Source organism: Microbispora sp. CL1-1, assembly GCF_012034195.1.
Classification (GTDB): domain Bacteria; phylum Actinomycetota; class Actinomycetes; order Streptosporangiales; family Streptosporangiaceae; genus Microbispora.
Genome location: NZ_JAATEK010000002.1, coordinates 140,654 through 163,480 on the forward strand (window position 1 = coordinate 140,654; position 22,827 = coordinate 163,480).

A 22,827-nucleotide genomic window follows, 5' to 3' on the forward strand; every position below is an offset into this window, starting at 1 on the left:
TCTCACGCCGGAGGCACGGCGAAGGAGCGCCGGGCGTGCCGTACGAACTCGCGTACGGCCGGGCCCTGGCCGCCGCGCCACAGCAGCGCGAGCAGGGCGGGCGTCTCGACGTCTTCGATGGTGAGCGCGGTGAGCCGGTCCCGGTAGGCCGCGGCCATCGACTCGCTGAGGACGGCGACGCCGAGCCCGCGGGCCGCGAGGCCGGCGATCGCGTCGGCCGCCCCGGCCTGCAGCGCGATCACCGGCTGGAGGCCCCGGGCCGCGCAGGCGCGGTCGAAGACGGTGCGCAGGCCGGTGCCGTACGGCATGCAGACGATCGGGTGCGCGGCGAGGTCGCTCAGGGTGACGCCGCCCCGTCCCGCGAGGGGGTGATCCGGAGGGACGGCGGCGACGAGCCGCTCGCTGACGATCGTCAGCGTCTCCAGGCCGTCCGGGGCGGCGGCGAGCCCGGCGAGGGCCAGGTCGAGAGCCCCGGAGCGCACCCCTTCGACGAGCCGGTCGGAGTTGTCCTCCAGCAGGGCGATCTCGACCCCGGGACGGGCCCGGTGGAAGGCGGCGAGTGCGTCGAACAGCGGCGTGACGGTGCAGCCGACGACCATCCCGACGGTGAGCCTGCCCCGGATGAGTCCGGTCACCTCGCCCACCGCCTGGCCCAGCGCCCCGGCCGCGGCGAGCGCGGCGCGGGCGTGGTCGAGCGCGGCCTTGCCCGCGACGGTCAGGGTGACGGTCCGCGCGGACCGGTCGAACAGCTCGGCGCCGAGCTCGCGTTCGAGCTGCCTGATCTGGGCGCTGACGCCCGGCTGGCTGATGTGCACCCGCTCGGCGGCGCGGGTGAAGTTGCGCTCCTCGGCGACCGCGACGAAATACTCCAGCTGGCGCAGCTCCATAACTTTTGATTCTAGTTGCCAGCAGAACCATCTGTTGGACTTCTGGAAGGCGGCCCGGCAGGGTGGAGGCCGTACGAGATTCGCCGTCGAGATTCGGGGAGGAACCGATGCCGGATTACGAGAAGGCCATGCGGCCGGAGGACATCACCCGCCTGTTCGTCGAGCGGTCCAACGCCGGTGACGCCGCGGGCGTGGCGGCGCTCTACGAGGAGAACGCCGTGCTGGCCTACCCGCCGGGCAGCGTGACGGCCGGCCGGGAGGCGATCCGCGCCCTGTGGGAGAAGGTGCTGGCGAACCGCCCCCGCTTCGAGCCCGAGGAGCCCCTTCCGACGCTGGTCAGCGGCGACATCGCGCTCACCTCGACCCCGCCCAGGGACGGCGCCGGCGCCCGCGCCCAGGTCGTACGGCGCCAGCCCGACGGAAGCTGGCTGCGAGTGCTCGACCAGCCGGAGTTCCAGCCGCCGTCCCGCTGAGCGACGTGCTGCCGGCACGCCCGGGGAGCGCCGCTCTCCGGGGCGTGCCGGAGCGATCAGGAGTGGACCGGTGTGGCGGCGGGTTCGGCCCCGGGAGCCGGGGCGTGGCCCTCGTCCACGAACGTCGCCTCGTCGAAGGGCACCCGGCCGGCCAGCACCTCCTCGGCCCGGGAGCGGTCGAAGTCGCCCACCCATGAGCCGATCAGGACGGTCGCGACCGCGTTGCCCGCGAAGTTGGTCAGCGCCCGGGCCTCCGACATGAACCGGTCGATGCCCACGATCAGGCCGACGCCGTCCACGAGAGCCGGCCGGTGCGCCTGCAGGCCTCCCGCCAGCGTGGCGAGGCCGGCGCCGGTGACCCCCGCCGCCCCCTTGGACGCGATGATCATGAAGACCAGCAGCCCGATCTGCTCCCCGGCGGAGAGCGGGAAGCCGGTCGCCCGCGCCACGAACAGCGTCGCCATGGTCAGGTAGATGGCGGTACCGTCGAGGTTGAAGGAGTAGCCGGTCGGCACCGTGATGCCGGCGACAGCGCGGCTCACCCCCAGATGCTCCATCTTGGCGATCAGGCGCGGCAGCGCCGACTCGGAGGAGGACGTGGACAGGATGAGCAGGAACTCCCGGCCGAGGTAGCGCAGCAGCGACAGCAGGTTGATCCGCGCGCCGAGCCACAGCACCGTGCCGAGCACGACTCCCACGAAGAGCAGGCACGTCAGATAGAAGCCGCCCATCAGCAGCGCCAGGCTGCGCAGCGCGTCGAAACCGCCCGCGCCGACCACCGCGGCCATCGCGCCGAACGCGCCGACCGGAGCCGCCCACATGATCATCGCCAGCACGCGGAAGACGAGCCGCTGCACGTGGCCGAGCCCCCGCAGGATGGGCGCCGCCCGCTCCCCCATCGCCTGCAGCGCGAAGCCGGTCAGCAGCGCGACCAGCAGGGTCTGGAGCACCTGGCCCTCGGTGAACGCCGAGACGAACGTCGCCGGGATGATGCCGAGCAGGAACGACGTGGTGTCGCTCTCGCCGCCCTTGGCCGCCTGCTCCTCTGCGGCCTTGCGCAGCTCGTCGGTCAGCTGGAGCCCCTCGCCGGGGTGCAGGACGTTGCCCACGAGCAGGCCGATGGCCAGCGCCACCGTGGACATCACGAGGAAGTAGCCGATGGCCAGCCCGCCCACCTTGCCGACCTTCGCGGCCTGGGCCACAGAGCCGACGCCGAGCACGATCGTGCAGAAGATGATCGGGCTGATCATCATCTTGATCAGTGCCACGAAGGCCGTGCCCAGCGGTTTCAGCGCCACCCCGGCGTCCGGCGCCACCAGGCCCAGGGCGATCCCGAGGAGGACCGCGACGATCACCGCCAGGTAGAGATAGTGGGTCCGGTCACGGGGTGCCGGGTTCGGTGTGGTCGTCACGCGACCCTCCTCGTCCTCATACGGCCCACGACAGACGCGGGCGACAACGCGATCTGGTCGGTGACTATGCGCCCGGTAGTGACCTGGGTCACTATTGCGTACATTTCGTTCACGGCGGTTTTCACCGGCGCGCGCCGCGGCGGTGAATCCGCGCAGACCGCGCAGGACCGTGCAGGACCGCACCGGGAGCGAGGACGCTGAGGCCGTGACGACGATGACCGCCAGGCTCGGACGCTGGAGTCTGGCCCGGCAGGTGCTCGTGCTGCAGATCCTCGTCGTCGCGATCACCGTGGCAGGCGCCACCTTCCTCGGTTTCCTCCGTACCCGTCAGCTTCTCGACGACGAGGCCGCGAGGACGAGCAAGGCGGTGGCGATCAGCCTGGCCGACGCGCCCACCGTGCTCGACGCGCTGGACGACCCCGATCCCTCGGCCGTGCTCCAGCCGTACGCGGAACGGGTGCGCACGGAGGCCGGGCTCGACTTCATCACGATCATGAACACCGAGGGCCGCAGATACACGCACCCCAATCCCCGGCAGATCGGCGGGCACTTCCTCGGCACCACGGCGCCGGCGCTGGCCGGGCGCACGTTCACCGAGACCTACACCGGCACGCTGGGGCCGTCCGTACGGGCCGTCACCCCCGTGCGGGACGCCACCGGCCGGGTCGTGGCACTGGTCAGCGCCGGCATCACGGTGGCGAAGATCAGCGCCGAGATGCGCGGGCAGCTCGGCTCGGCCGTCCTCACCGGCCTGCTCGGCCTGGCGGCGGGCATCGCCGGCGCCTACCTGGTGGGCGCCCGCCTGCGCCGTCAGACGCACGGGCTGGGCCCGGCGGAGCTGAGCCGCATGTACGAGTACCACAACGCGATCCTGCACGCGGTGCGCGAAGGGCTGCTGCTCGTCGACCGGGACGGCCGGCTGACCCTCGCCAACGACGGCGCCCGCGACCTGCTCGGCCTGCCCGAGGACGCGGAGGGACGGCACGTCGGCGACCTGGGCCTGTCGCCCTCGCTGGCCGAGATGCTCGGCTCCGGGGAGAGCCGGTCGGACGAGATCCACCTGACCGGCGAACGCGTGCTGGTGGCGAGCGCCGCCGTGGTGCGGTCAGGCGCGCGTTCGCTCGGCACGGTGGTCACGCTCCGCGACCACACCGAGCTGCAGGCCCTCGCCGGGCAGCTCGACGCCGAACGCGGCTTCGCCGAGTCGCTCCGCTCGGCCGCGCACGAGGCGGCCAACCGGCTGCACACGGTCGTCGCGCTCGTGGAGCTGGGCCGCACCGACGAGGCGGTGGAGTTCGCCACCGCGGAGCTGCGGGCGGCCCAGCGGCTCACCGACCGCGTGGTGGGCTCGATCCGCGAGCCCGTCCTCGCGGCGCTGCTGCTCGGCAAGAGCGCGGCCGCCGCGGAGCGCGGAGTCGATCTCGTGATCAGCCCGGACAGCGAGCTCGACGACGTCGCCCTCGACGCCCGCGACCTCGTCACCATCGTCGGCAACCTGATCGACAACGCGATCGACGCCGCCGTACAGGGCGCTGTTCAAGGCACTGTTCAGGGCGCTGTTCAGGGCGCTGTTCAGGGAACGCCGCCCGCCCGGGTCCGTGTCCACCTGCGCGCCGAGGACGGCACGTTCCTGATCAGGGTCGCCGACAGCGGCCCCGGGATCGACCCCGGCGTCGTACGTGACGTGTTCCGGCGCGGCTGGTCCACGAAGGGGGACGGCCGGGGGCTCGGCCTCGCGATGGCGGGGCAGGCGGCCCGGCGCCTCGGCGGCGACATCGAGGTCTGCGCCGGCGAGGGCATCGGCGGTCAGGGGGCGGTGTTCACCGTACGGCTCCCGCTGCCGCGTCAGTCTGATGGGCCGGACGGGCCGGACGTGCTGGACGTGCCGGACGTGCCGGACGTGCCGGACGTGCCGCGCCGGGCGGACGGGCTGGGACGGGCGGCGGCGGACGTTCCCGGCGGCGGCCCGGGGCGCGCGGAGGTCCGGCCGTGATCTCGGTGCTGATCGTGGAGGACGAGGAGCTGACCGCCGAGGCCAACCGCCTGTACGTCGAGCGGGTGCCCGGCTTCCGCGTCGCGGGCGTGGCCAGGTCGGGCGGCGAGGCCGTACGCGCGCTGCGCCGCGAGCCGGTTGACCTCGTGCTGCTCGACCTCTACCTGCCGGATATGCACGGGCTGGACGTCTGCCGGGCCATGCGGGCCGCAGGCCTGCCCTCCGACGTCATCGCCGTGACCTCGGCGCGGGACTTGTCGGTGGTCAGGTCGGCCGTCTCCGCCGGGGTCGTGCAATATCTGCTGAAGCCCTTCACCTTCGCCCTGCTGCAGGAGAAGCTCGAACGATACGCGGCGTTCCGGTCGTCGATCAGCGGGCCGGGCGAGGTCAGCGGCCAGGGCGAGGTGGACCGGGCGCTGTCCACCCTGCGCGGGACCGCCCGCCCCCACCTGCCGAAGGGGATGACGGCCGACACCCTGGAGGCGGTCGCGGGCGCGCTGCGGGACGCCGCCGACGGCATGTCTGCCCAGGCCGTCGGCACGGTCGTGGGCGTGTCCCGGGTGACGGCCCGACGTTACCTGGAACACCTCGTCGACACCGGCGTCGCGCGCCGGGTCCCCCGATACGGCGGCCCCGGCCGCCCGGAACTCTGCTACACCCTCGCCTGATCAACCATCCGCCCCGACGACCACGCGCCAGCTCCCCCGATACGGCGGCCCCCGCCGCCCGGAACTCTGCTACACCCTCGCCTGATCAACCATCCGCCCCGACGACCACGCGCCAGCTCCCCCGATACGGCGGCCCCCGCCGCCCGGAACTCTGCTACACCCTCGCCTGATCAACCATCCGCCCCGACGACCACGCGCCAGGTCCCCCGATACGGCGGCCCCCGCCGCCCGGAACTCTGCTACTGCCTCGCCTGGTCGAGGCCGTCAGCAGCCCCCGCCCCGCTCAACCTCACCGTCCTCCCGCCCTTGGCCGTGCCCTGACGGCGCGCGGCCCGTCGGCAGCGCCCGCCTCGGCAAACGCAGCGAGGCCGCAGCTCGCACCAAATCGCCCAACGACTTTGCTCGGGTTGAGCTGAGGCTCCAACCCTCCGCTTCGCACGGTTGTCACTCGCTCACAGAGTGTGAGATAATCCATACAACAGTTCGAATAAAACGAGGAGGGTGTGATGGATCTGTTCGATATCGATCCTGAGCGCCTTAGTCATTCGAACGATGTCGACGGTGAGTGGTGGGACGGCTGGTGGGATCGCCTGATCGCCAATTCCCCACTGTGGTCGTCCGACGGCTCGTCCGCCCGCGAGCCCTTCCCGATCATCAAGTTTGGGCCCCGGCAGCACGCAGACGCGCCCGGCACCGATAGCGCGGACGCTCCAGGCACGGACGCCCCAGGCACGCATACCGACAGGGCAGATAGCGACGGCGCGGAGTCCACGGGTAGGGCTGCCGCCGGTGCGGATGCCGCTGGCATAAGCGGTGCTGGCACGGACGGCGCTGACGCGAACGCCGTGTGTTGGACCGCCGACAGCGCGGGATCTGACGCGGGTGCCGCCCGTGGGGCTGCCGATCGTGCGGCTGCCGCCGGTGCGGACGCCGCTGGCGCGGATGGTGCTCGCGCGCACGCCGCGCGCGGGGCCGCCGAGAGTGCGGCATTCGCCGGTGCGAATGTGGGTGGCGCGAACGGCGCTAGCGCGAATGCCGCCCGTGAGACTGCCGAGGACGCGGCTCCCGCCGGTGCGAATGGCTCCGGCTCTGGCGCTAGCGCGGATGGCGCTGGCGCGGGCGGCTCTGGCTCGGGTGCGGGCGCAGGTGCGGGTGCTTCCGAGGGTGTGGGTGGGCGTGATCGTGGTCGTGACCGTGGTCGGGGTCGTGTGCGGTCGTCGTGGGTGGTGGTGGGGTCGGTTCGTGAGGTGGCCCAAGAGCTGGCGCTGACCCCGCTTCCCGATGACGTGGATGTGTGCCTGGCCGAGGCGGAGGAGTTGCTGTTCGCCCGGGATCGGATCACCAGCGCGCTGGCCGACCGGGTGGGGCGGGTCCACCGAGCAGGTCAGGCCAGGCAGCATGGGCATGCCTCCACCCGCTGCTGGCTACGCACCAGTGGGGGGATGACGGTGGGCGGTGCGGGCCGCCTGCTCACCCTCGGCGCGGAACTGCCGCGCCTCCCTACCGTGCGGGAGAAGTTCGCCACAGGGGAGCTGGCGGCGGGGGTGGTGGAGGCCATCTGCGCCGCCGTCGCCGGACTAACCGACGAGCAAGCCACCCTGGCGGAGCCGATCCTGGTGGACCTGGCCAGCAAAGCGGGGGCGGCGGAAGTCGCCAAAGCCGGCCGCCACCTGCGGGCGGTGCTCGACCCCGATGGGGAAGAACGCGACGAGCGGGCCGATTACGGGAGGCGGTTCCTGCGGGTCCGCCCGGGCAAGGGCGGCGGCGTGGAAGGGGAGTTCTACCTGCCGCGTGAGGCCGGCGCCCGGTTGATGACGTTGTTGCAGGCGTACGCCAAGCTGAGGGCGCAGGGGGATGACCGCCCGCTGACGGTACGTCAGGCCGACGCGCTGATCGCCCTGCTGGAGCAGAAGATCGTCACCGAGCTCCTCGTCGTGGTCAGCGCCGAATCCCTCCCCACCGACCCCGACAACACCAACCCAGAAACCACCGACCCCACCGCCGACCCGGCCACCCAAGACACCGACCCGGCCACCCAAGACCCCGCCGACCCGGCCACCGCCGACGAGGTCAGCGACCACTTCGCAGACCTCGGCGACAGCGCCCCCAGCGACTACGTCCCCGACCCTGCCGGAAGCACTGACGAGCCGGGCCAGGCCGACGACACCGCCGACCATGTCGAAAACGCGCGGGACGCCGGGGGCTTCGGGGAAGGCCGGGACGACACGGGCGATCCGACGCCCGCCGAAGCCGACGAGTTCGACGCTGCCGAGGCAGGTGCCGGTACGGGTAGGGATGCCGGTGAGCGGCGGCCCGGCGAGTGCGAGCCGTCCGACACCGCAAGCACCGCCGTTGCCGAGGGCGACCACACCGCAAGCACCGCCTCCGCCGAGGGCGGAGAGACCGTCAGCACCAGCTCTGCCGAGCGCCACGAGACCGCGCCCGCCACAGGCGGCGACGGCGACCGCGCTGCGGCCCCGTCTGGAGCACCGCACACCACACGGCGCGGGGCAGCATGGCCAGCCGACCGTGGAGGGCATTCGGACACGGCGCCTTCGGACACGGCGTCTTGGGACACGGCGTCTTCGGAGGCGGCGTGGCCGGATCCTCCTCCCGAGGACGCCTCCGCACATCACACCCACGCCGGGCCTCGGCCTGCGAGGGACTGCCGGCATGGCCAGGGCACGCCAGGGACGTCGGAAGGGGCGTCACCTGGAGCAGGGCAGGGTGCGTCGCGGGGTGCGTCGGCGGGCACGATGCCCGGGGCGTCGCTGGGGACGGCGCTGGGAGCGTCGGCAAGCACGCTGCTGGGGGCGTCTCTGGGAGGGGCGTTGGGGATGGTGCCGCCGGGGTTGCTGCTGGCGACCGGGCAGGTGCTGCCCCTCTCCAGCGTGCACCGCCTCGCCCGCACCTCAGCCCTGGTCCGGATCGTCATGAACGCCGAGGGGCAGGTCCTCGACATGGGGCGCAAGGTCCGCCTGGCCACCCCCGCCCAACGCCGGGCCATCTACGCCCGCTATGACACCTGCTGGATCGACGGCTGCCCGCTCCCAGCGACCATGTGCCAGATCGACCACGCCGACAACTGGAGCACCGGCGGCCTCACCGACCTGAAACTCCTCGGCCCGGCCTGCCAGTTCCACAACCGCGACCGCTACCAGCACCCCGACCGCTACACCCGCCGCAAAGAAGGCGAAGACCGCTGGGCCTTCACCTACCACCGCCTCGGAAGAACCCGACGACCACACGAGTAAGGCGAGAGGCACGGGGTGAGCGATGCGCAGGCAAGCCCGGGCGACGCACGGACCGGCCCGGCGGCTGCGTGCATGACCCTCCAAGCCGCAGGCCGAGGGCGGACGCGAGGGTCGCCGGTGCACTGTCCGCTGGGCTTCACCGTGCGCTGCTGGGCTTCACGCTGCTCGACGGGGCTTCACACTGCTCCCTAGGGCCACAATGCTCCCTAGGGCCACACTGCTCCCCCGGGGCTTCACCTGTGCCGTAGTGCCGCATGGGGCTTCACAGGTGGGCTCGGACCGGGTCCGCGTTCCGGCTCGCCATGATCCCTACCCTGGGCAACTGGCCCGGCCGGGTGGGCATCGCGTTCCACCCGCGTTCGACGTCGTCCTATGGGGTTGTTAGCGTGCCGCGCATGTCAGACCTTGGACATGTCCCTTGGCCGCCTGAGCCGATCCGGACCGAGCGGCTCGTGCTCCGTGAGCCCGAGGCGCGGGACCGTACGACGTTCGCCGAGCTGCTCGCCTCGCCGGAGGTGCACACCTACCTCGGCGGTCCCCGCCCGCGTGACGTGCTTGAGCGTGAGCTGCCCGAGGTGCCCGAGCGGTGGCCCGGGAGCTTCGTCGTCGAGCTCGACGGGGCGATGATCGGCCACATCCTGCTCAGGAGAGCGACCGAGCACCGTCGCCCGGCCGCCGTGGGGAAGGCCGATCTCGGTTACCTGTTCCTGCCGACCGCTTGGGGGCACGGGTACGCCGCCGAGGCATGCGCGGCGGCGCTTGGCTGGTTCGATGCCACACTTCCCGGCGAGCCGGTGGTGCTCACCACCCAGAGCGCCAACGTCGCCTCGATGCGCCTCGCGGCGAAGCTGGGGTTCAGCGAGGTCGAGCGGTTTCATGCCTGGGACGCCGAGCAGTGGCTCGGCATGCGCCTCCCGGCCACCTGACAAGACCCAAGCCGATCAGGACGACGAAGACTCCCCGCCGGTCCCTGGGGACGGCGGGAAGGAATCCAACGCGCGAGCCGCCGAGGCCGGGTGGTCCGGCCACGGCGGGATGGGGTTCAGGCGGGCAGGCCGAGCTCGCGGGCGATGAGCATGCGCTGCACCTCGCTGGTGCCCTCACCGATCTCCAGGATCTTCGCGTCCCGGTAGAAACGGCCGACGGGGAACTCGTTCATGAAGCCGTAGCCGCCGAAGATCTGGGTGGCGTCGCGGGAGTTGTCCATCGCCGCGTTGGACGAGACGAGCTTGGCGATCGCGGCCTCCTTCTTGAACGGCAGGCCGGCCAGCATGCGCTCGGCGGCGTGGTAGTAGGCCAGGCGGGCGGTGTGCACCCGGGCCTCCATGTCTGCGATCTTGAACTGGATGGCCTGGTAGTGGCCGATTTCGTGGCCGAAGGCCCGGCGCTCCCGCACGTACCGCAGCGACTCGTCCACGCAGCCCTGGGCGAGGCCGACCGACAGCGCGGCGATGGCCACCCGGCCCTCGTCGAGCGTCTGGAGGAACTGCGCGTAGCCCCGGCCGCGCTCGCCCAGCAGGTTCTCCTCCGGCACCCGGCAGTCGGTGAACGACAGCTCCCGGGTGTCGGAGGCCGACCACCCGACCTTGGAGTATTTCTTCGACACGGTGAAGCCGGGCGTGCCCGACGGCACGAGGATCGTGGAGATCTCCGGCCTGCCGTCCTCCCGGCGGCCGGTGATCGCCGCCACGGCGACGACGCCGGTGATGTCGGTGCCCGAGTTGGTGATGAACGCCTTCGAGCCGTTGATCACCCATTCGCCGCCGTCGAGGACGGCCGTGGTGCGCATGCCGCCCGGCACGTCGGAGCCGCCGCCGGGCTCGGTCAGGCCGAACGCCCCGAGGATCTCCCCCGTGGCCATCTTCGGCAGCCAGCGCTCCTTCTGGGCGTCCGTGCCGAACCGCAGGATGGGCATCTCGCCCAGCGAGACCGCCGCCTCCAGGGTGATCGCCACCGACGAGTCGACCCTGGCCAGCTCCTCCAGGGCGAGGCACAGCGCGAAGTAGTCGCCGCCCATGCCGCCGTACTCCTCCGGGACGGGCAGGCCGAACAGGCCCATCGCGCCCATCTTGCGGACGATCTCGTACGGGAACTCGCACCGCTCGTAGTAGTCCCCGATGACGGGGGCCACCACCTCGCGGGCGAACTCCTCGACCGACTTGCGCAGCTCGATGTGCTCGTCGTTGAGCATCTCAGATCTCCTTCGCCAGGGCCTGGACGACGCGGGAGGGGCTCGGCCGGCCCAGGATCTCGGCGAGCCAGAGGCTGGTGGCGGTCAGCGACCTGACGTCCACCCCGGTCTCGACGCCGAGACCGTCGAGCATCCACACCAGGTCCTCGGTCGCGAGGTTGCCGGTGGCGCTCTTGGCGTACGGGCAGCCGCCGATGCCGCCCGCGGAGGAGTCCACGACCGTGATCCCCCGCTTGATCGCGGTGAGCGTGTTGGCCAGGGCCTGGCCGTAGGTGTCGTGGAAGTGGACGGCCAGCCGGTCGGTCCCGACCCCCGCCTCGGCGAACGCGTCGAGCAGCGCCTCGACGTGCCGGGGCGTGCCGACGCCGATCGTGTCGCCGAGCGACAGCTCGTAGCAGCCGAGGTCGAGCAGCCGGCGGCCCATCCGGGCGACCTGCTCGGGCGCGACCGGCCCCTCCCAGGGGTCGGCGAAGCACATCGAGACGTACGCCCTGACCCGCATGCCGTGGGCGAGGGCCCGTTCGACGACGGGGGCGAACATCTCGAACTGCGACTCGACGGTCCGGTTGAGGTTGCGCCGGGCGAACGACTCGGTGGCGCTGCCGAAGATCGCGATGTCGGTGACGCCCTGCTCCAAGGCACGGTCGAGCCCCCGCTCGTTGGGGACGAGCACCGGGTACCGCACCCCGGGCACCCGGGGCAGGCTCTCCAGCAGCTCCCCGGCGTCGGCGAGCTGGGGGATCCACTTGGGGTGGACGAAGCTCGTCGCCTCGATGGTCGTCAGTCCGGCCTCGGCCAGCCGCCCGATGAACTCGCGCTTGACCTCGACGGGAACGATGGCCGACTCGTTCTGCAGGCCGTCGCGCGGGCCGACCTCGTAGATCATCACTCGCACGGCGTCACCTTCGCCACGATCGCGTCCAGCTCCACCGTCTGCCCCGGCCGGACCCGCAGCTCGGCGAGCACGCCGTCGGCCGGCGCCGTCAGGGTGTGTTCCATCTTCATCGCCTCCACGACGACCAGCGGCTGCCCGGCGGTGACCCGGTCGCCCTCCGCCGCCTTCACCAGCAGCACCGTCCCCGGCATCGGGCTGCGTACGGCTCCGTCGCCGGCGAGCGCCCCGCCCTGCCGGTCCTTCGGGTCGCCGGGTTCGTGCCGGGTGACGGACCATGCCCGGCCGCCCTCGGCGAGCCACACCGTGTCGTGGTCGCGGGCCACGGCGTACTTCCGGGTGACGCCGCCGAGGGTGACCGCCGCCTCATCCGTCGCCTCATCCGTGCCCGTCCACTCCAGCCGGGCCCGGCCAAGTGAACGATCGTTAACTTCGATCTCCGCGTCGCCGGCCGCGCCCCGGACCCGTACGGGCACCCCGAGCCGGTGCACGGTCCAGGCCGGTTCCCCGATCCGCCAGCCGTCCGCGACGTCCCACGGGTCGCCCGAGCCGGAGCGGACCACACCGGAGCGGTCGAAGCCGGAGTGGACGACGAGCGCGGCGGCGGCGAGCACCTCGTCGGGCACCTCGCCGCTCACCAGGCCGCCGAGCCGCCGTTCGACCAGCCCGGTGTCGAGCCGCCCGGCGGCGACCTCCGGGTCGGCCAGCAGCGCGCGCAGGAACCCGATGTTCGTGGTGACCCCGAGGATCACGGTCGAGCCGAGCGCCCGGTCGAGGGCCGCGAGCGCGCCCGCCCGATCGGGGGCCCAGGCGACCGCCTTGGCCAGCATGGGGTCGTAGTCGCTGCCGACCACCGTGCCCTCGGCCGGCCCGGAATCGAACCGGACGCCCTCGCCCGCGGGCTCGCGCAGCCGCAGCACGCGCCCGCCCGTGGGCAGGAAGTCGCGGGCCGGGTCCTCGGCGTACACGCGGGCCTCGACGGCGTGGCCGCGCAGGCGCACCGCGTCCTGCCCGAACGGCAGCGGCTCCCCCGCGGCGATCCGCAGTTGCAGCTCGACCAGGTCGAGGCCGGTGACCATCTCGGTGACCGGGTGCTCGACCTGCAGCCGGGTGTTCATCTCCATGAAGAAGAACTCGCCGGGCCGGTCACCGGGGACGATGAACTCGACCGTCCCGGCGCCGACGTAGCCGACCGACCGGGCGGCCTCCACCGCCGCCGCGCCCATCCGGGCCCGCGTCTGTTCGTCGAGCAGCGGCGAGGGCGCCTCCTCCACGATCTTCTGGTGGCGGCGCTGCAGGCTGCACTCGCGTTCGCCCAGGTGGACGACGTTGCCGTGGCCGTCGGCCATGACCTGGATCTCGATGTGCCGGGGCCGGTCCACGAACCGCTCGATCAGCAGGGTGCCGTCCCCGAAGGCCGCCGTCGCCGTACGGCGGGCCGACTCGACGGCGGCGGGCAGGGCGTCGGCGGACTCGACCCGCAGCATGCCCTTGCCGCCCCCGCCCGCGGACGGCTTGATCAGCACGGGGAAGCCGACGCGCGCGGCGACCTCGGCCAGGTCGTCGTGCGGCTCCGCGCCGCCGGGCACGACCGGCACGCCCGCGCGCGCGACCGTCTCCTTGGCCCGGATCTTGTCGCCCATGGCCTCGATGGCCGCGGCGGGCGGGCCGACGAACACCAGCCCCTCGGCCGCGCAGCGCCGGGCGAACCCGGCGTTCTCGGCGAGGAAGCCATAGCCGGGGTGGACGGCCTCGGCGCCGCTCACCCGGGCGGCCTCGATGATCCCGTCGATGTCGAGGTAGCCACGCGGGAGCCGTACGGCGAGGTCGGCCTCGCGCACGTGGCGGGCATCGCGGTCGGCGTCGCTGTGCACGGCGACCGCGCGCACGCCCAGGGCCCGCAGCGTACGGATGATCCGGACGGCGATCTCGCCCCGGTTGGCGATCAGCACACTGGTGAACATCACGAGCTCGACCTCACATCCGGAAGACGCCGTAGCCGACGGGTTCGAGGGGGGCGTTCGCGGCGGCGCCGAGCGCCAGGCCGAGGACGGTCCTGGTGTCCGCCGGGTCGATCACCCCGTCGTCCCACAGGCGCGCGGTCGAGTAGTAGGGGTTGCCCTGGTGTTCGTACTGGGCCCGGATCTCGTCGGCGTCGGCGTCGCCGACCATGGTGAGCACGGTGGCGGCCTGCTCGCCGCCCATGACCGAGATGCGGGCGTTCGGCCACATCCACAGGAATCGGGGCGAGTAGGCGCGGCCGGCCATCGCGTAGTTGCCCGCGCCGAACGAGCCGCCGATGATCACGGTGAACTTCGGCACCCGGGCGCAGGCGACCGCCGTCACCATCTTCGCGCCGTGCTTGGCGATGCCCCCGGCCTCGTACGCCTTGCCGACCATGAAGCCGCTGATGTTCTGCAGGAACACCAACGGGATCGACCGCCGGTCGCACAGCTCGACGAAGTGCGCGCCCTTGAGCGCCGACTCGCCGAACAGGATGCCGTTGTTGGCCACGATCCCCACCGGGTGCCCGTGGATCCGGGCGAACCCGGTGACGAGGGTCGGGCCGTACTCGGCCTTGAACTCCAGGAACCGGCTGCCGTCGACCACCCGGGCGATCACCTCGCGCACGTCGTACGGTCGGCGGGTGTCCTGGGGGACGATGCCGTACAGGTCGCGCGGGTCGTGCAGCGGCGGTTCGGCGGGGGCGACGTCCCAGGGGCGGGGGCCCTTCGGTGCGAGCGTCGACACGATGTCGCGCACGATCTTGAGGGCGTGCGCGTCGTCTTCGGCGAGGTGGTCGGTGACGCCGCTGACGCGGGCGTGGACCTCGCCGCCGCCCAGTTCCTCGGCCGTGACGGTCTCGCCGGTCGCGGCCTTCACCAGCGGCGGCCCGCCCAGGAAGATCGTGCCCTGGCCGCGGACGATCACCGCCTCGTCGCTCATCGCCGGGACGTACGCGCCGCCGGCGGTGCAGGAGCCGAGCACGGCCGCGATCTGCGGGATGCCCCGCGCCGACATGGTGGCCTGGTTGTAGAAGATGCGGCCGAAGTGCTCGCGGTCGGGGAACACCTCGTCCTGTTTGGGCAGGAAGGCGCCGCCCGAGTCGACCAGGTAGACGCACGGCAGGTGGTTGTGGAGGGCGACCTCCTGGGCGCGCAGGTGCTTCTTGACCGTGATCGGGTAGTACGTGCCGCCCTTGACGGTGGCGTCGTTGGCCACGATCACGACCTCGCGCCCGCTCACCCGGCCCACGCCGGTGATGATCCCGGCGGCCGGGGCCTGGTCGTCGTACATGCCGGTGGCCGCGAGCGGGGACAGCTCCAGGAAGCGCCCGCCGGGGTCGAGGAGCGTGTCGACGCGGTCTCTGGGCAGCAGCTTGCCGCGCTGGACGTGCCTGGTCCGAGCCCGCTCGGGGCCGCCGCGCGCCGCCGCCGCGAGCCGTTCCCGCAACTCCGCGACCAGGCGTTCGTTCGCCTCCGCGTTGCGCTTGTACGGCTCGCCGCCCGGGTCGCACCGGCTCTCCAGCACCGGCCAGTCACTCGTGCTCATGCTCGGATGTTAGTCATCATTAACAGACTCCGTCTACCATGGTGCCGTGAAGACCGGGAGGACCGAGAAGACCCCTACCCGCAATCGGCGGGCCGAGATCCTGGAGGCTGCCGCGGACCTCTTCGCGGCGCGTGGCTTCCACGGCGTGTCCATCGAGGACATCGGTGCGGCCGTGGGGGTGTCGGGACCGGCGCTCTACCGGCACTTCAGCGGCAAGGAGGCGCTGCTCACCGAGATGCTGCTCGACATCAGCGAGCGGCTGCGCGAGCAGGGGGCGCGGCTGGCCACCACCGCCGACCCGGACACCGCGGAGGCCGCGCTCGACGCGCTGCTGTCCGGGCACATCGCGTTCGCGCTGACCCATCCCGCGCTCATCCGCGTCCACGAACGCGAGCTCGACAACGTGCCGGAACAGGCCCGCCGGGCCATCCGGCGGCTGCAGCGGCTCTACGTGGAGGAGTGGGTGACCGTGCTGTCCGAGCTGCACCCCGCGTGCCCGCCCGCGCGGCTGCGCGCCGCCACCCACGCGGTCTTCGGCCTGCTCAACTCCACCCCGCGCAGCGCCGGGGAACTCGCCCCCGAGGCCATGGCCGGCCTGCTCCGCGACATGGCCCGCGCCGCGCTGGCACGCCTCTGACCGGACGGAACATTTCTCCAAGACACCCAGGTCCCGCGCCTGCGACGCTCGACGTCCGGCACGGCCCCAGGCAGGGGCCGCGCAGTGACGAGCGGCAGGAGGGACGATGACGAACAACGCGGACAGCACGGACAACGCGCCGGGGTCCGGCCTGCCGGTGCTGGTCTGGATCCACGGCGGCATGTTCACCAAGGGGTCCGGATCCGTCCCCGGCTATCGCGGCACCTCCTCCGCCCGCGACGAGGTCGTGTGCGTCACGATCAAAAGAACGGCTGGCCGCCGAGACCGGATGGAGCCGCAAGCGCCTCTGGTCGCGGTTCCGCGCCCAGATCGGCCTCACCCCCAAGCGCGTCGCTCGGCTCGCCGTCAGGCGAGCAGCTTGCGGGCGGCGCGTTCGATGTCGGACTCCGACAGCAGTACGGTGCCCGCGGCCGGGCCTAGCGGCACGAAGCTGTCCTGCGAGGTCACCCGGGCGATCGGACCGCGGAAGCCGTTGTCGACGAGTGCCGCGATCACGCTCTCGGACACGCCGCCGCTCTGGCGGGTCTCGTCGGCGATCAGCACACGGCCGGTCAGCTCGGCCGCGCGCATGAGGTCGTCGACCGGCAGCGGCGACAGCCACCGCAGGTCGAGCACCCGGCAGCCCATGTCCTCCGCCGTGAGCCTGACCGCCGCACGCAGGCTCATCCGCAGGCCGTTGCCGTACGTGACGATGGTCAGGTCGCGGCCGTCGCCGTACGAGCGGGCGCGGCCCACCGGCACGTGCGTCTCGGCCCAGCGTGCGGGCGGCGCGTACGGCGCGAGCCAGCCGTCGTCGCCCTCCTCGAAGAGGTCACGCGTGTGGTAGAGCGCTATGGGTTCGAGGAACACGCAGACGCTGCCGTCCGTGCGGGCGGCGGCCAGGCAGGTGCGCAGCATCGCGGCCGCGTCGTCGGGCCGGGCCGGGGACGCGACGATCACCCCGGGAATATCGCGCAATGCGGCAATTGAGTTGTCATTGTGAAAATGTCCCCCAAAGCCCTTTTGATAGGCATATGAGGCGACTCGTACGACCAATGGATTGCGATACGCGCCCTGCGAGAAGAACTGCATGGTCGACGCCTCGCCACGAATCTGGTCAAGCGCGTTGTGCAGGTAGGCGAGGTACTGGATCTCCGGCACCGGCAGCAGCCCCGACACCCCTGCCCCGAGCGCGAGACCGAGGATCGCCTGCTCGTCCAGGAGCATGTCGAAGACCCGCTCGGCCCCGAACCTGCGCAGCAGCCCGCGCGTCACGCCGTACACCCCACCCTTGCGGGCCACGTCCTCGCCGAACACCAGGACACCGGGGTCCACCGCCATCGCGTCGGCCAGCGCGCGGTTGATCGCCTGGGCGACCGTCAGCCTGCCCTCCTGCTCCGGCAGGGTGGTGAAGGCGCGCTCACGCGCCTCGGCGGGCGCGGACCGCACGACCTCGCCGGCCACCGCCTCGGGACGGCGCGGCGCGAGCGGGGCCATCACCTCCGCGGCCGTCGTGAGCCGGGGCCGCCGGGCGCACTCCGACGCCAGCTTCAGCACATGGTCGCGCTCGGCCTCGTAGCGCGCCAGCAGCTCGTCGGGCTCGGCCAGGCCCGCCTCCACGAGCAGCCGCGCCGTACGGACGAGGGGGTCGCGCTCCAGGTCGGCGGCGATCTCCTTGCGGGTGCGGTAGCCGATCTCCACGTCGGAGCCGGCGTGGCCCATCAGGCGCACGGTGCGCAGGTGCAGGAACGCCGGGGCGCGGTTGGCGCGCACGTGCTCGACGGCGCGCCGCGCCACGTCGTAGGTCTCGGCCAGGTCGCAGCCGTCGGCCTGGAAATACTCCAGCAGGGGGTGCCGGGCCTGCGTGACCCACTCCGGCGGCGTCTTCACGCTGATGCCGAGGCCGTTGTCCTCGCACACGAAGAGCACCGGGATCTGCAGCCCGCGGAAGCGGCCGTACGCGGCGGTGTTGAGCCCCGTAAGCGCGGAGGCGTGGTTCATCGAGGCGTCGCCGAAGCTGCAGACGGCGACGGCGTCCCCGGGCCAGGGCGAGGGCAGGCCGAGCATGCGCGCCCGTTCGATCGCGAAGCCGACGCCGACGGCGCGCGGCAGGTGGCTGGCGATCGTGGAGGTCTGCGGGATTACCGCGAGGTCAGGATGGCCGAACACCTTGTGCCGGCCGCCCGCGATCGGCTCCTCGGACGACGCGGCGATACCGAGCAGGACGTCGCGCAGCCCCTCCTCCGCCAGCCGCCCGGCCTGGGCCGAGCGGGTCAGATAGAAGGCGCCGGACCGGTAGTGCAGCAGCGCGGGGTCGTCCACCCGGAGCGCGGCGGCGACGGCGGCGTTGCCCTCGTGCCCCGACGACCCGATCGTGTAGAAGCCCTCGTCGCGCTCACGCATGACGCGGGCGGCGACGTCGAGGAGACGGCTGCCCAGTTGCACCGCGAACAGCTCACGGCACCGCGTGCCCGTCAGGCTCGTGCCCGGCCGTACCGGCAGGTCCGGGTCCCGGGCCGGTCCGGGCGTCAGCGCCCCGACGGCCTCGGCGAAATGGGTCTCCACAGCGTCGCGCACCACACGGACGATTATGTCGCAGGATGCACGCTCCGTCCCGCACAGCGACAAGTCCGTATACAACCGGTTATCGATCATGTGCTGTGACACAAATCGATGACGATAAGTTCTAAGGCTAAACCACGGAGGGTATTCGCCCGTCTACTCATTACGAAAGACGTGGCACCCTCATGCCGCGTTCAACGTTCGACCACCGGAAGGATGGTTCACCGGAATGTTGAAACGCATCCATGCCGTGATCGCGGCAGTGGCCCTGGGAGGGGCGGTCCTCGTCGCGCTCCCGGCCACCGCCGGCGCGGCGACGGCAGCAGGTCCGAGCGACCTGGCCGTCTCCCCCAGCCCCGTCGTCGTCGCCAGTGGCGCCGGCACGACGGCGACCTTCACCTACAAGGCGCCGGACAAGGGCGCGGCGAGGCTGGTCGACCGCGACGGCCGGACCGTCCCGCTCGATCCCGCCCCCGCGGGCTACGGCGCCTACACGGCCAAGTACGGCTTCACCTTCAGCGACGAGCCGGGCGTCTGGACGTTGCAGGTGCGGGCCGGCGGCGGGGTCGCGACCAAGGAGTTCCAGGTCCACTGGACCACCGACCTCGACTTCGACGCCGCACCCGACGTCGTCGACAAGGGCGACCGCATCAAGCTGTCGGGCACGCTGACCTACCGGAACGGCGCCGGCCCGCAGGCGTACGACGGGCAGAAGGTCTACATCGCCTTCAAGCCGGTCGACGGCTCCTACAGCCGGGTCGGCTCGGTGACGACCGACCGCAACGGCCGCTTCTCGCTCGACCAGACGGCCGACAGGACCGGCTGGTGGCGCGCCGAGTTCGAGGGCGCGTCCGACGCCGAGCCCGCGACGAGCGACAGCGACAAGGTCGACGTCAAGGTCAAGGCCAGCCGCACCAGGATCACCGGCTTCGACGCCTCCCCCGAGCCCGTCGACGCCGGTAAGACGCTGCGTCTGCGCGGCAGGCTGGAGATCTCCGGCTTCGCCGGCTGGAGCGGCTACCCGGGCCGGCAGGTGAAGATCCTGTTCAAGCCGGCCGGCGGTTACAGCTGGCAGCACGTCACCACCGACTGGACCGACTCCAACGGCCGCTTCTCGGCGGACGTCAGGGCCAGGATCTCCGGCTGGTGGCGGGCCGAGTTCGAGGGCGCCACCGGGGCGGGCTACTCGGCGAGCGCGACGGACTACGTGACGGTCCGCGTGCCGCGGCCGACGCCTCCGCCGCCCGCGCCCAAGGCCCACACCCGGATCGTCCAGTTCAACGCCTCGCCGGAGCCGGTGAAGTATCACCGATACCTCACCTTCACCGGCCAGCTCCAGGTGTGGGACCACCCCTGGGAGGGCTACGGCCACCAGAAGGTGACCGTGTGGTTCAAGAAGCCCGGCGGCTCCTGGCACTACGCCAAGACGCTGTGGACCAACAGCACCGGCAGGTTCTGGGGCAAGACCACGGCGTCGGCGTCCGGCTACTGGAGGGTCGTCTTCGGCGGCAACGGCGAGGCCGACGGCTCCAAGAGCCGGATCGACTGGGTGCGCGTGAAGCGCTAGACGATCCTGCGTGAGGATCCGTTCAAGGGTCACTGAGCCGGCCCGGGGCGTGCCGTACGCCCCGGGCCGGTTCGCGTGCGCACCCAAGTCACGCGCCCGGGTCACGCACCCGGGTCACGCGCCCGGGTCAGAGCCAGTCGCGGCGTTTGAAGACCAGATAGAGCGTGACGCAGACGACGCCCATGAGCATGATCGCCATGGGATATCCGAGCAGCCAGTGCAGCTCGGGCATGTGGTCGAAGTTCATCCCGTAGATCGTGCCGACCAGCGTCGGGGCGAACAGGATGGCCGCCCACGCCGAGATCTTCTTGACCTCGTCGCCCTGGGCGATGCTCGCGGCCGTGAGCTTGGTCATCTCCTCGTTCTGCTGCTGGCTGACGAGCGTGGAGTTGACGACGAGGATGTCCTGGAGCATCTGCCGGAAGCCCGCCACCCGCTCGGTGACCGTGATGACGTGGTCGGACACGTCGCGCAGGTAGCGCTGCAGCTCCTCGTTCACGCCATATTTGGGCGAGCCGGCGATGAAGCCGTCGAGCATCGGGACCAGCGGGCTGGTCGCCCGCTGGAACTCGATGACCTCCCGCGACAGGCTGTAGATGCGCCGGGGCGCGGCCGGGTCGCCGCCGAAGACCTGCACCTCGATCTCGTCGATGTCGTTCTGCAGCCCGGCGACCACCGGGGCGTAGCCGTCCACCACCGCGTCGAGGATCGCGTACAGCACGGCCTGCGGCCCCTGCCGGAGCAGGTCGGGGTCCGACTCCATGCGCCTGCGCACCTTGGACAGGTCGGGCGCCTCGCTGTGCCGTACGGTCAGCACGAAGTCGGGGCCGACGAAGACGTGCAGCTCACCGAAGGCGACCTTCTCGGGCTGGTCGAGATACTGGGCGGCCCGCAGCACCACGAACAGCGTGTCGCCATAGCGGTCGGCCTTGGGCCGCTGGTGGGCGACGATGGCGTCCTCGATGGCGAGCTCGTGCAGGCCGAACTCCTCGGCCGCCTTGATCAGCTCGGTCTCCTCCGGCCGGTAGAGGCCGATCCACGCCATCGCCCCCGGCCGCGAGCGCAGCGAGGCGATCGCGTCGGCCAGCGACGGCGGCGAGTCCACACGCTCGCCGTCCATGTACACGGCGTTGTCGACCACGCTCTGCCGGAACGGCTCCCCCAGGTCCGCGCGGGGATCCATGGAGTGCTCGGGAGCCTGCTCCGGTTTCGCCCTCATCAGCCCGCCCAATCCACTCAATCCGCGCAGTCCACGCATACGCCGCTCAGCCACACGTAGAAGGTAACCGCCCTCGTCGCCCTTACCCAGGCGGACCACGCGGACCGGCTGGTCATCGCGGCGACCCTGCTGTTCCTGCCCGGCGGGGCCGGCCTTCGGGCGGCTCGTCGAGGACGGCCGCACACCGTCTCGGCCGTCGCGCTAGAGGAGCAGTTCGAGTTCGAGTTCGTGGCGGATCGGGATGCCGTCGGCGTGGATGGGGATCGAGGGCTTCAGCCGGCGCGCGGCCTCGACCGCGTCGCGGTGGACCGCCACCAGGTCGAACCCGTACCGCTGGTAGAAGCGCAGGGCGCGGGTGTTCTCGTTCGTGGTGACGAGCCAGAGCCGCCTGACGCCCGCGCGCTCCGCCTCGGCGCGCACCCCGTCCAGCAGCGCCCGCCCGACACCCCGCCCGGCCTCCGTCGCGTCGAGTGTCACGATCTCCCACTCGGCGTCCGACACCGCCCGGTACGTCAGCAGTCCCACGGGCCGCCCCTCCACCCTCGCGAGGAGCGCCCGCTGCGCGGACGCGTCGATGAGTTCGCCGTGGACGGCGACGTGAGGGCCGCCCCACGACTCGGCGAGGATGCTCCCGACGGACTCCGTGTCCGCCGGCACCACCGGATCGACGGTGACGGCTCGCTCGGCGGTGGACATGCCCGGAGTGTACCGATCAACGCCGGCCGGGTGGACAGGTCCGCGGCCGGCGGGCCGCCGCCGTACGATCTCGGGGTGAACCCCCTGAACGCCCTGTGGAACCACCTGACCGCCGTCCAGATCGCGCCCCCGCTCTGGCTGGTCGTACTGACCGGGTTCGCCGCTCTCGTCGTCATCGCCTATCCGGCGTCATGGCACATCTCACGCGGCCTGATCACGATCGCGCACGAGGGGGGCCACGCGCTGGTCGCGGTGCTGACCCGGCGCAAGCTGCGGGGCATCCGCCTTCATTCGGACACTTCGGGCGTGACGCTCACCAGGGGCAGGCCGACGGGCCCCGGCATGATCGCCACAGCCGCGGCGGGATACGTCGCGCCCTCGCTGATCGGGCTCGGATCGGCCTGGCTGGTCTCCGACGGCCGGATCACGATGCTGCTGTGGGCCGTGCTCGCGCTGCTGACCTGCATGCTGCTGATGATCAGGAACTTCTTCGGCGCCGTGACGCTGCTCGCCGTGGGCGGCGCGGTCTTCGCGCTGTCGCGGTTCGCGCCGCCCAATATCCAGTCGGCCTGCGCGTACGCCGCCGCGTGGTTCCTGCTGCTCGGCGGGGTGCGGCCGATCCTGGAGCTGCAGGCCAAGCGCCGCCTCGGCCGTGCCCCGGACTCCGACGCCGACCAGCTCGCCCGGCTGACCCGCGTGCCCGGCACGCTGTGGGTGCTGCTGTTCCTGCTCGTCTCCGCCGCCGCGTTCGTCTACGGCGGCTATCTCCTCACCGCCCGCTGGCTGCCCTTCTGAGCCGTTGACCTTGACGCGACGTCAACGTC

At 72.1% G+C, this 22,827-nt stretch carries 18 protein-coding genes; 9 read left to right on the forward strand and 9 right to left on the reverse strand.

Going from position 1 to position 22,827, the window contains the following annotated elements; all coding sequences use genetic code 11:
* Positions 1 to 2: 2 nt before the first annotated feature.
* A complete protein-coding gene (locus HCK04_RS03085; protein WP_142645349.1) occupies positions 3 to 887 on the reverse strand; it encodes a LysR substrate-binding domain-containing protein in 885 nt (294 codons plus the stop codon).
* 107 nt (positions 888 to 994) lie between these two features.
* On the opposite strand from HCK04_RS03085, the gene HCK04_RS03090 reads away from it, so the two are divergent.
* Positions 995 to 1,360 (forward strand): nuclear transport factor 2 family protein, encoded by a 366-nt coding sequence (locus HCK04_RS03090; RefSeq protein WP_142645350.1) that lies wholly within the window; start codon positions 995 to 997, stop codon positions 1,358 to 1,360.
* A gap of 56 nt (positions 1,361 to 1,416) precedes the next feature.
* Here the strand turns inward: HCK04_RS03090 and HCK04_RS03095 are convergent, their stop codons facing one another.
* Positions 1,417 to 2,772 (reverse strand): cation:dicarboxylase symporter family transporter, encoded by a 1,356-nt coding sequence (locus HCK04_RS03095; RefSeq protein WP_142645351.1) that lies wholly within the window; start codon positions 2,770 to 2,772, stop codon positions 1,417 to 1,419.
* A 214-nt stretch (positions 2,773 to 2,986) separates the two neighbouring features.
* On the opposite strand from HCK04_RS03095, the gene HCK04_RS03100 reads away from it, so the two are divergent.
* The 5 genes from HCK04_RS03100 (at position 2,987) to HCK04_RS03115 (ending at position 9,613) form a co-directional block, all read left to right on the forward strand.
* Complete coding sequence (locus HCK04_RS03100) at positions 2,987 to 4,765, forward strand: sensor histidine kinase (RefSeq protein WP_142645546.1); 1,779 nt, start codon at positions 2,987 to 2,989, stop codon at positions 4,763 to 4,765.
* Positions 4,762 to 5,433, forward strand: a complete 672-nt coding sequence (locus tag HCK04_RS03105; protein WP_142645352.1) for a response regulator — start codon at positions 4,762 to 4,764, stop codon at positions 5,431 to 5,433. The genes HCK04_RS03100 and HCK04_RS03105 overlap by 4 nt, the downstream gene beginning before the upstream one ends.
* Before the next feature lie 1,077 nt (positions 5,434 to 6,510).
* Positions 6,511 to 6,702 (forward strand): hypothetical protein, encoded by a 192-nt coding sequence (locus HCK04_RS40905; RefSeq protein WP_185948910.1) that lies wholly within the window; start codon positions 6,511 to 6,513, stop codon positions 6,700 to 6,702.
* Positions 6,681 to 8,687 (forward strand): DUF222 domain-containing protein, encoded by a 2,007-nt coding sequence (locus HCK04_RS03110; RefSeq protein ID WP_168065604.1) that lies wholly within the window; start codon positions 6,681 to 6,683, stop codon positions 8,685 to 8,687. Before HCK04_RS40905 ends, HCK04_RS03110 begins: the two co-directional genes overlap by 22 nt.
* A gap of 395 nt (positions 8,688 to 9,082) precedes the next feature.
* Positions 9,083 to 9,613, forward strand: coding sequence for a GNAT family N-acetyltransferase (locus HCK04_RS03115; protein WP_142645354.1), 531 nt, complete (start codon positions 9,083 to 9,085; stop codon positions 9,611 to 9,613).
* 116 nt (positions 9,614 to 9,729) lie between these two features.
* Here the strand turns inward: HCK04_RS03115 and HCK04_RS03120 are convergent, their stop codons facing one another.
* Genes HCK04_RS03120 through HCK04_RS03135 form a run of 4 tightly spaced genes read right to left on the reverse strand, consistent with a single transcriptional unit; the run spans position 9,730 to position 15,322 of the window.
* Positions 9,730 to 10,878: an acyl-CoA dehydrogenase family protein gene (locus HCK04_RS03120; protein ID WP_142645355.1), complete on the reverse strand. Its 1,149-nt coding sequence runs from the start codon at positions 10,876 to 10,878 to the stop codon at positions 9,730 to 9,732.
* Between the two features lies 1 nt (position 10,879).
* Positions 10,880 to 11,764, reverse strand: coding sequence for a hydroxymethylglutaryl-CoA lyase (locus HCK04_RS03125; protein WP_142645548.1), 885 nt, complete (start codon positions 11,762 to 11,764; stop codon positions 10,880 to 10,882).
* On the reverse strand, positions 11,764 to 13,734 hold the full coding sequence (locus tag HCK04_RS03130; protein WP_142645547.1) for a biotin carboxylase N-terminal domain-containing protein: 1,971 nt from the start codon (positions 13,732 to 13,734) through the stop codon (positions 11,764 to 11,766). Before HCK04_RS03130 ends, HCK04_RS03125 begins: the two co-directional genes overlap by 1 nt.
* Before the next feature lie 13 nt (positions 13,735 to 13,747).
* On the reverse strand, positions 13,748 to 15,322 hold the full coding sequence (locus HCK04_RS03135; RefSeq protein ID WP_142645356.1) for a carboxyl transferase domain-containing protein: 1,575 nt from the start codon (positions 15,320 to 15,322) through the stop codon (positions 13,748 to 13,750).
* Between the two features lie 46 nt (positions 15,323 to 15,368).
* Here HCK04_RS03135 and HCK04_RS03140 point away from each other — a divergent pair, with 46 nt between their 5' ends.
* Positions 15,369 to 15,959 carry a TetR/AcrR family transcriptional regulator gene (locus HCK04_RS03140; RefSeq protein ID WP_142645357.1) on the forward strand — a complete coding sequence of 197 codons (591 nt, stop codon included), beginning with the start codon at positions 15,369 to 15,371 and terminating at the stop codon, positions 15,957 to 15,959.
* 366 nt (positions 15,960 to 16,325) lie between these two features.
* Here the strand turns inward: HCK04_RS03140 and HCK04_RS03150 are convergent, their stop codons facing one another.
* On the reverse strand, positions 16,326 to 18,539 hold the full coding sequence (locus HCK04_RS03150) for a thiamine pyrophosphate-dependent enzyme (protein ID WP_142645358.1): 2,214 nt from the start codon (positions 18,537 to 18,539) through the stop codon (positions 16,326 to 16,328).
* A gap of 211 nt (positions 18,540 to 18,750) precedes the next feature.
* Between HCK04_RS03150 and HCK04_RS03155 the strand changes: the two genes are divergently transcribed.
* Positions 18,751 to 20,088, forward strand: coding sequence for a hypothetical protein (locus tag HCK04_RS03155; RefSeq protein WP_142645359.1), 1,338 nt, complete (start codon positions 18,751 to 18,753; stop codon positions 20,086 to 20,088).
* Between the two features lie 127 nt (positions 20,089 to 20,215).
* Here HCK04_RS03155 and HCK04_RS03160 read toward each other — a convergent pair whose 3' ends face one another.
* Positions 20,216 to 21,307: a magnesium and cobalt transport protein CorA gene (locus HCK04_RS03160; RefSeq protein WP_240970901.1), complete on the reverse strand. Its 1,092-nt coding sequence runs from the start codon at positions 21,305 to 21,307 to the stop codon at positions 20,216 to 20,218.
* Positions 21,308 to 21,508: 201 nt separating this feature from the next.
* Positions 21,509 to 22,003: a GNAT family N-acetyltransferase gene (locus tag HCK04_RS03165; protein WP_142645360.1), complete on the reverse strand. Its 495-nt coding sequence runs from the start codon at positions 22,001 to 22,003 to the stop codon at positions 21,509 to 21,511.
* 84 nt (positions 22,004 to 22,087) lie between these two features.
* Between HCK04_RS03165 and HCK04_RS03170 the strand changes: the two genes are divergently transcribed.
* Entirely contained in the window at positions 22,088 to 22,798 is a 711-nt protein-coding gene (locus HCK04_RS03170; protein WP_142645550.1) for a M50 family metallopeptidase, read from the forward strand.
* The last annotated feature ends 29 nt before the right edge of the window (positions 22,799 to 22,827 follow it).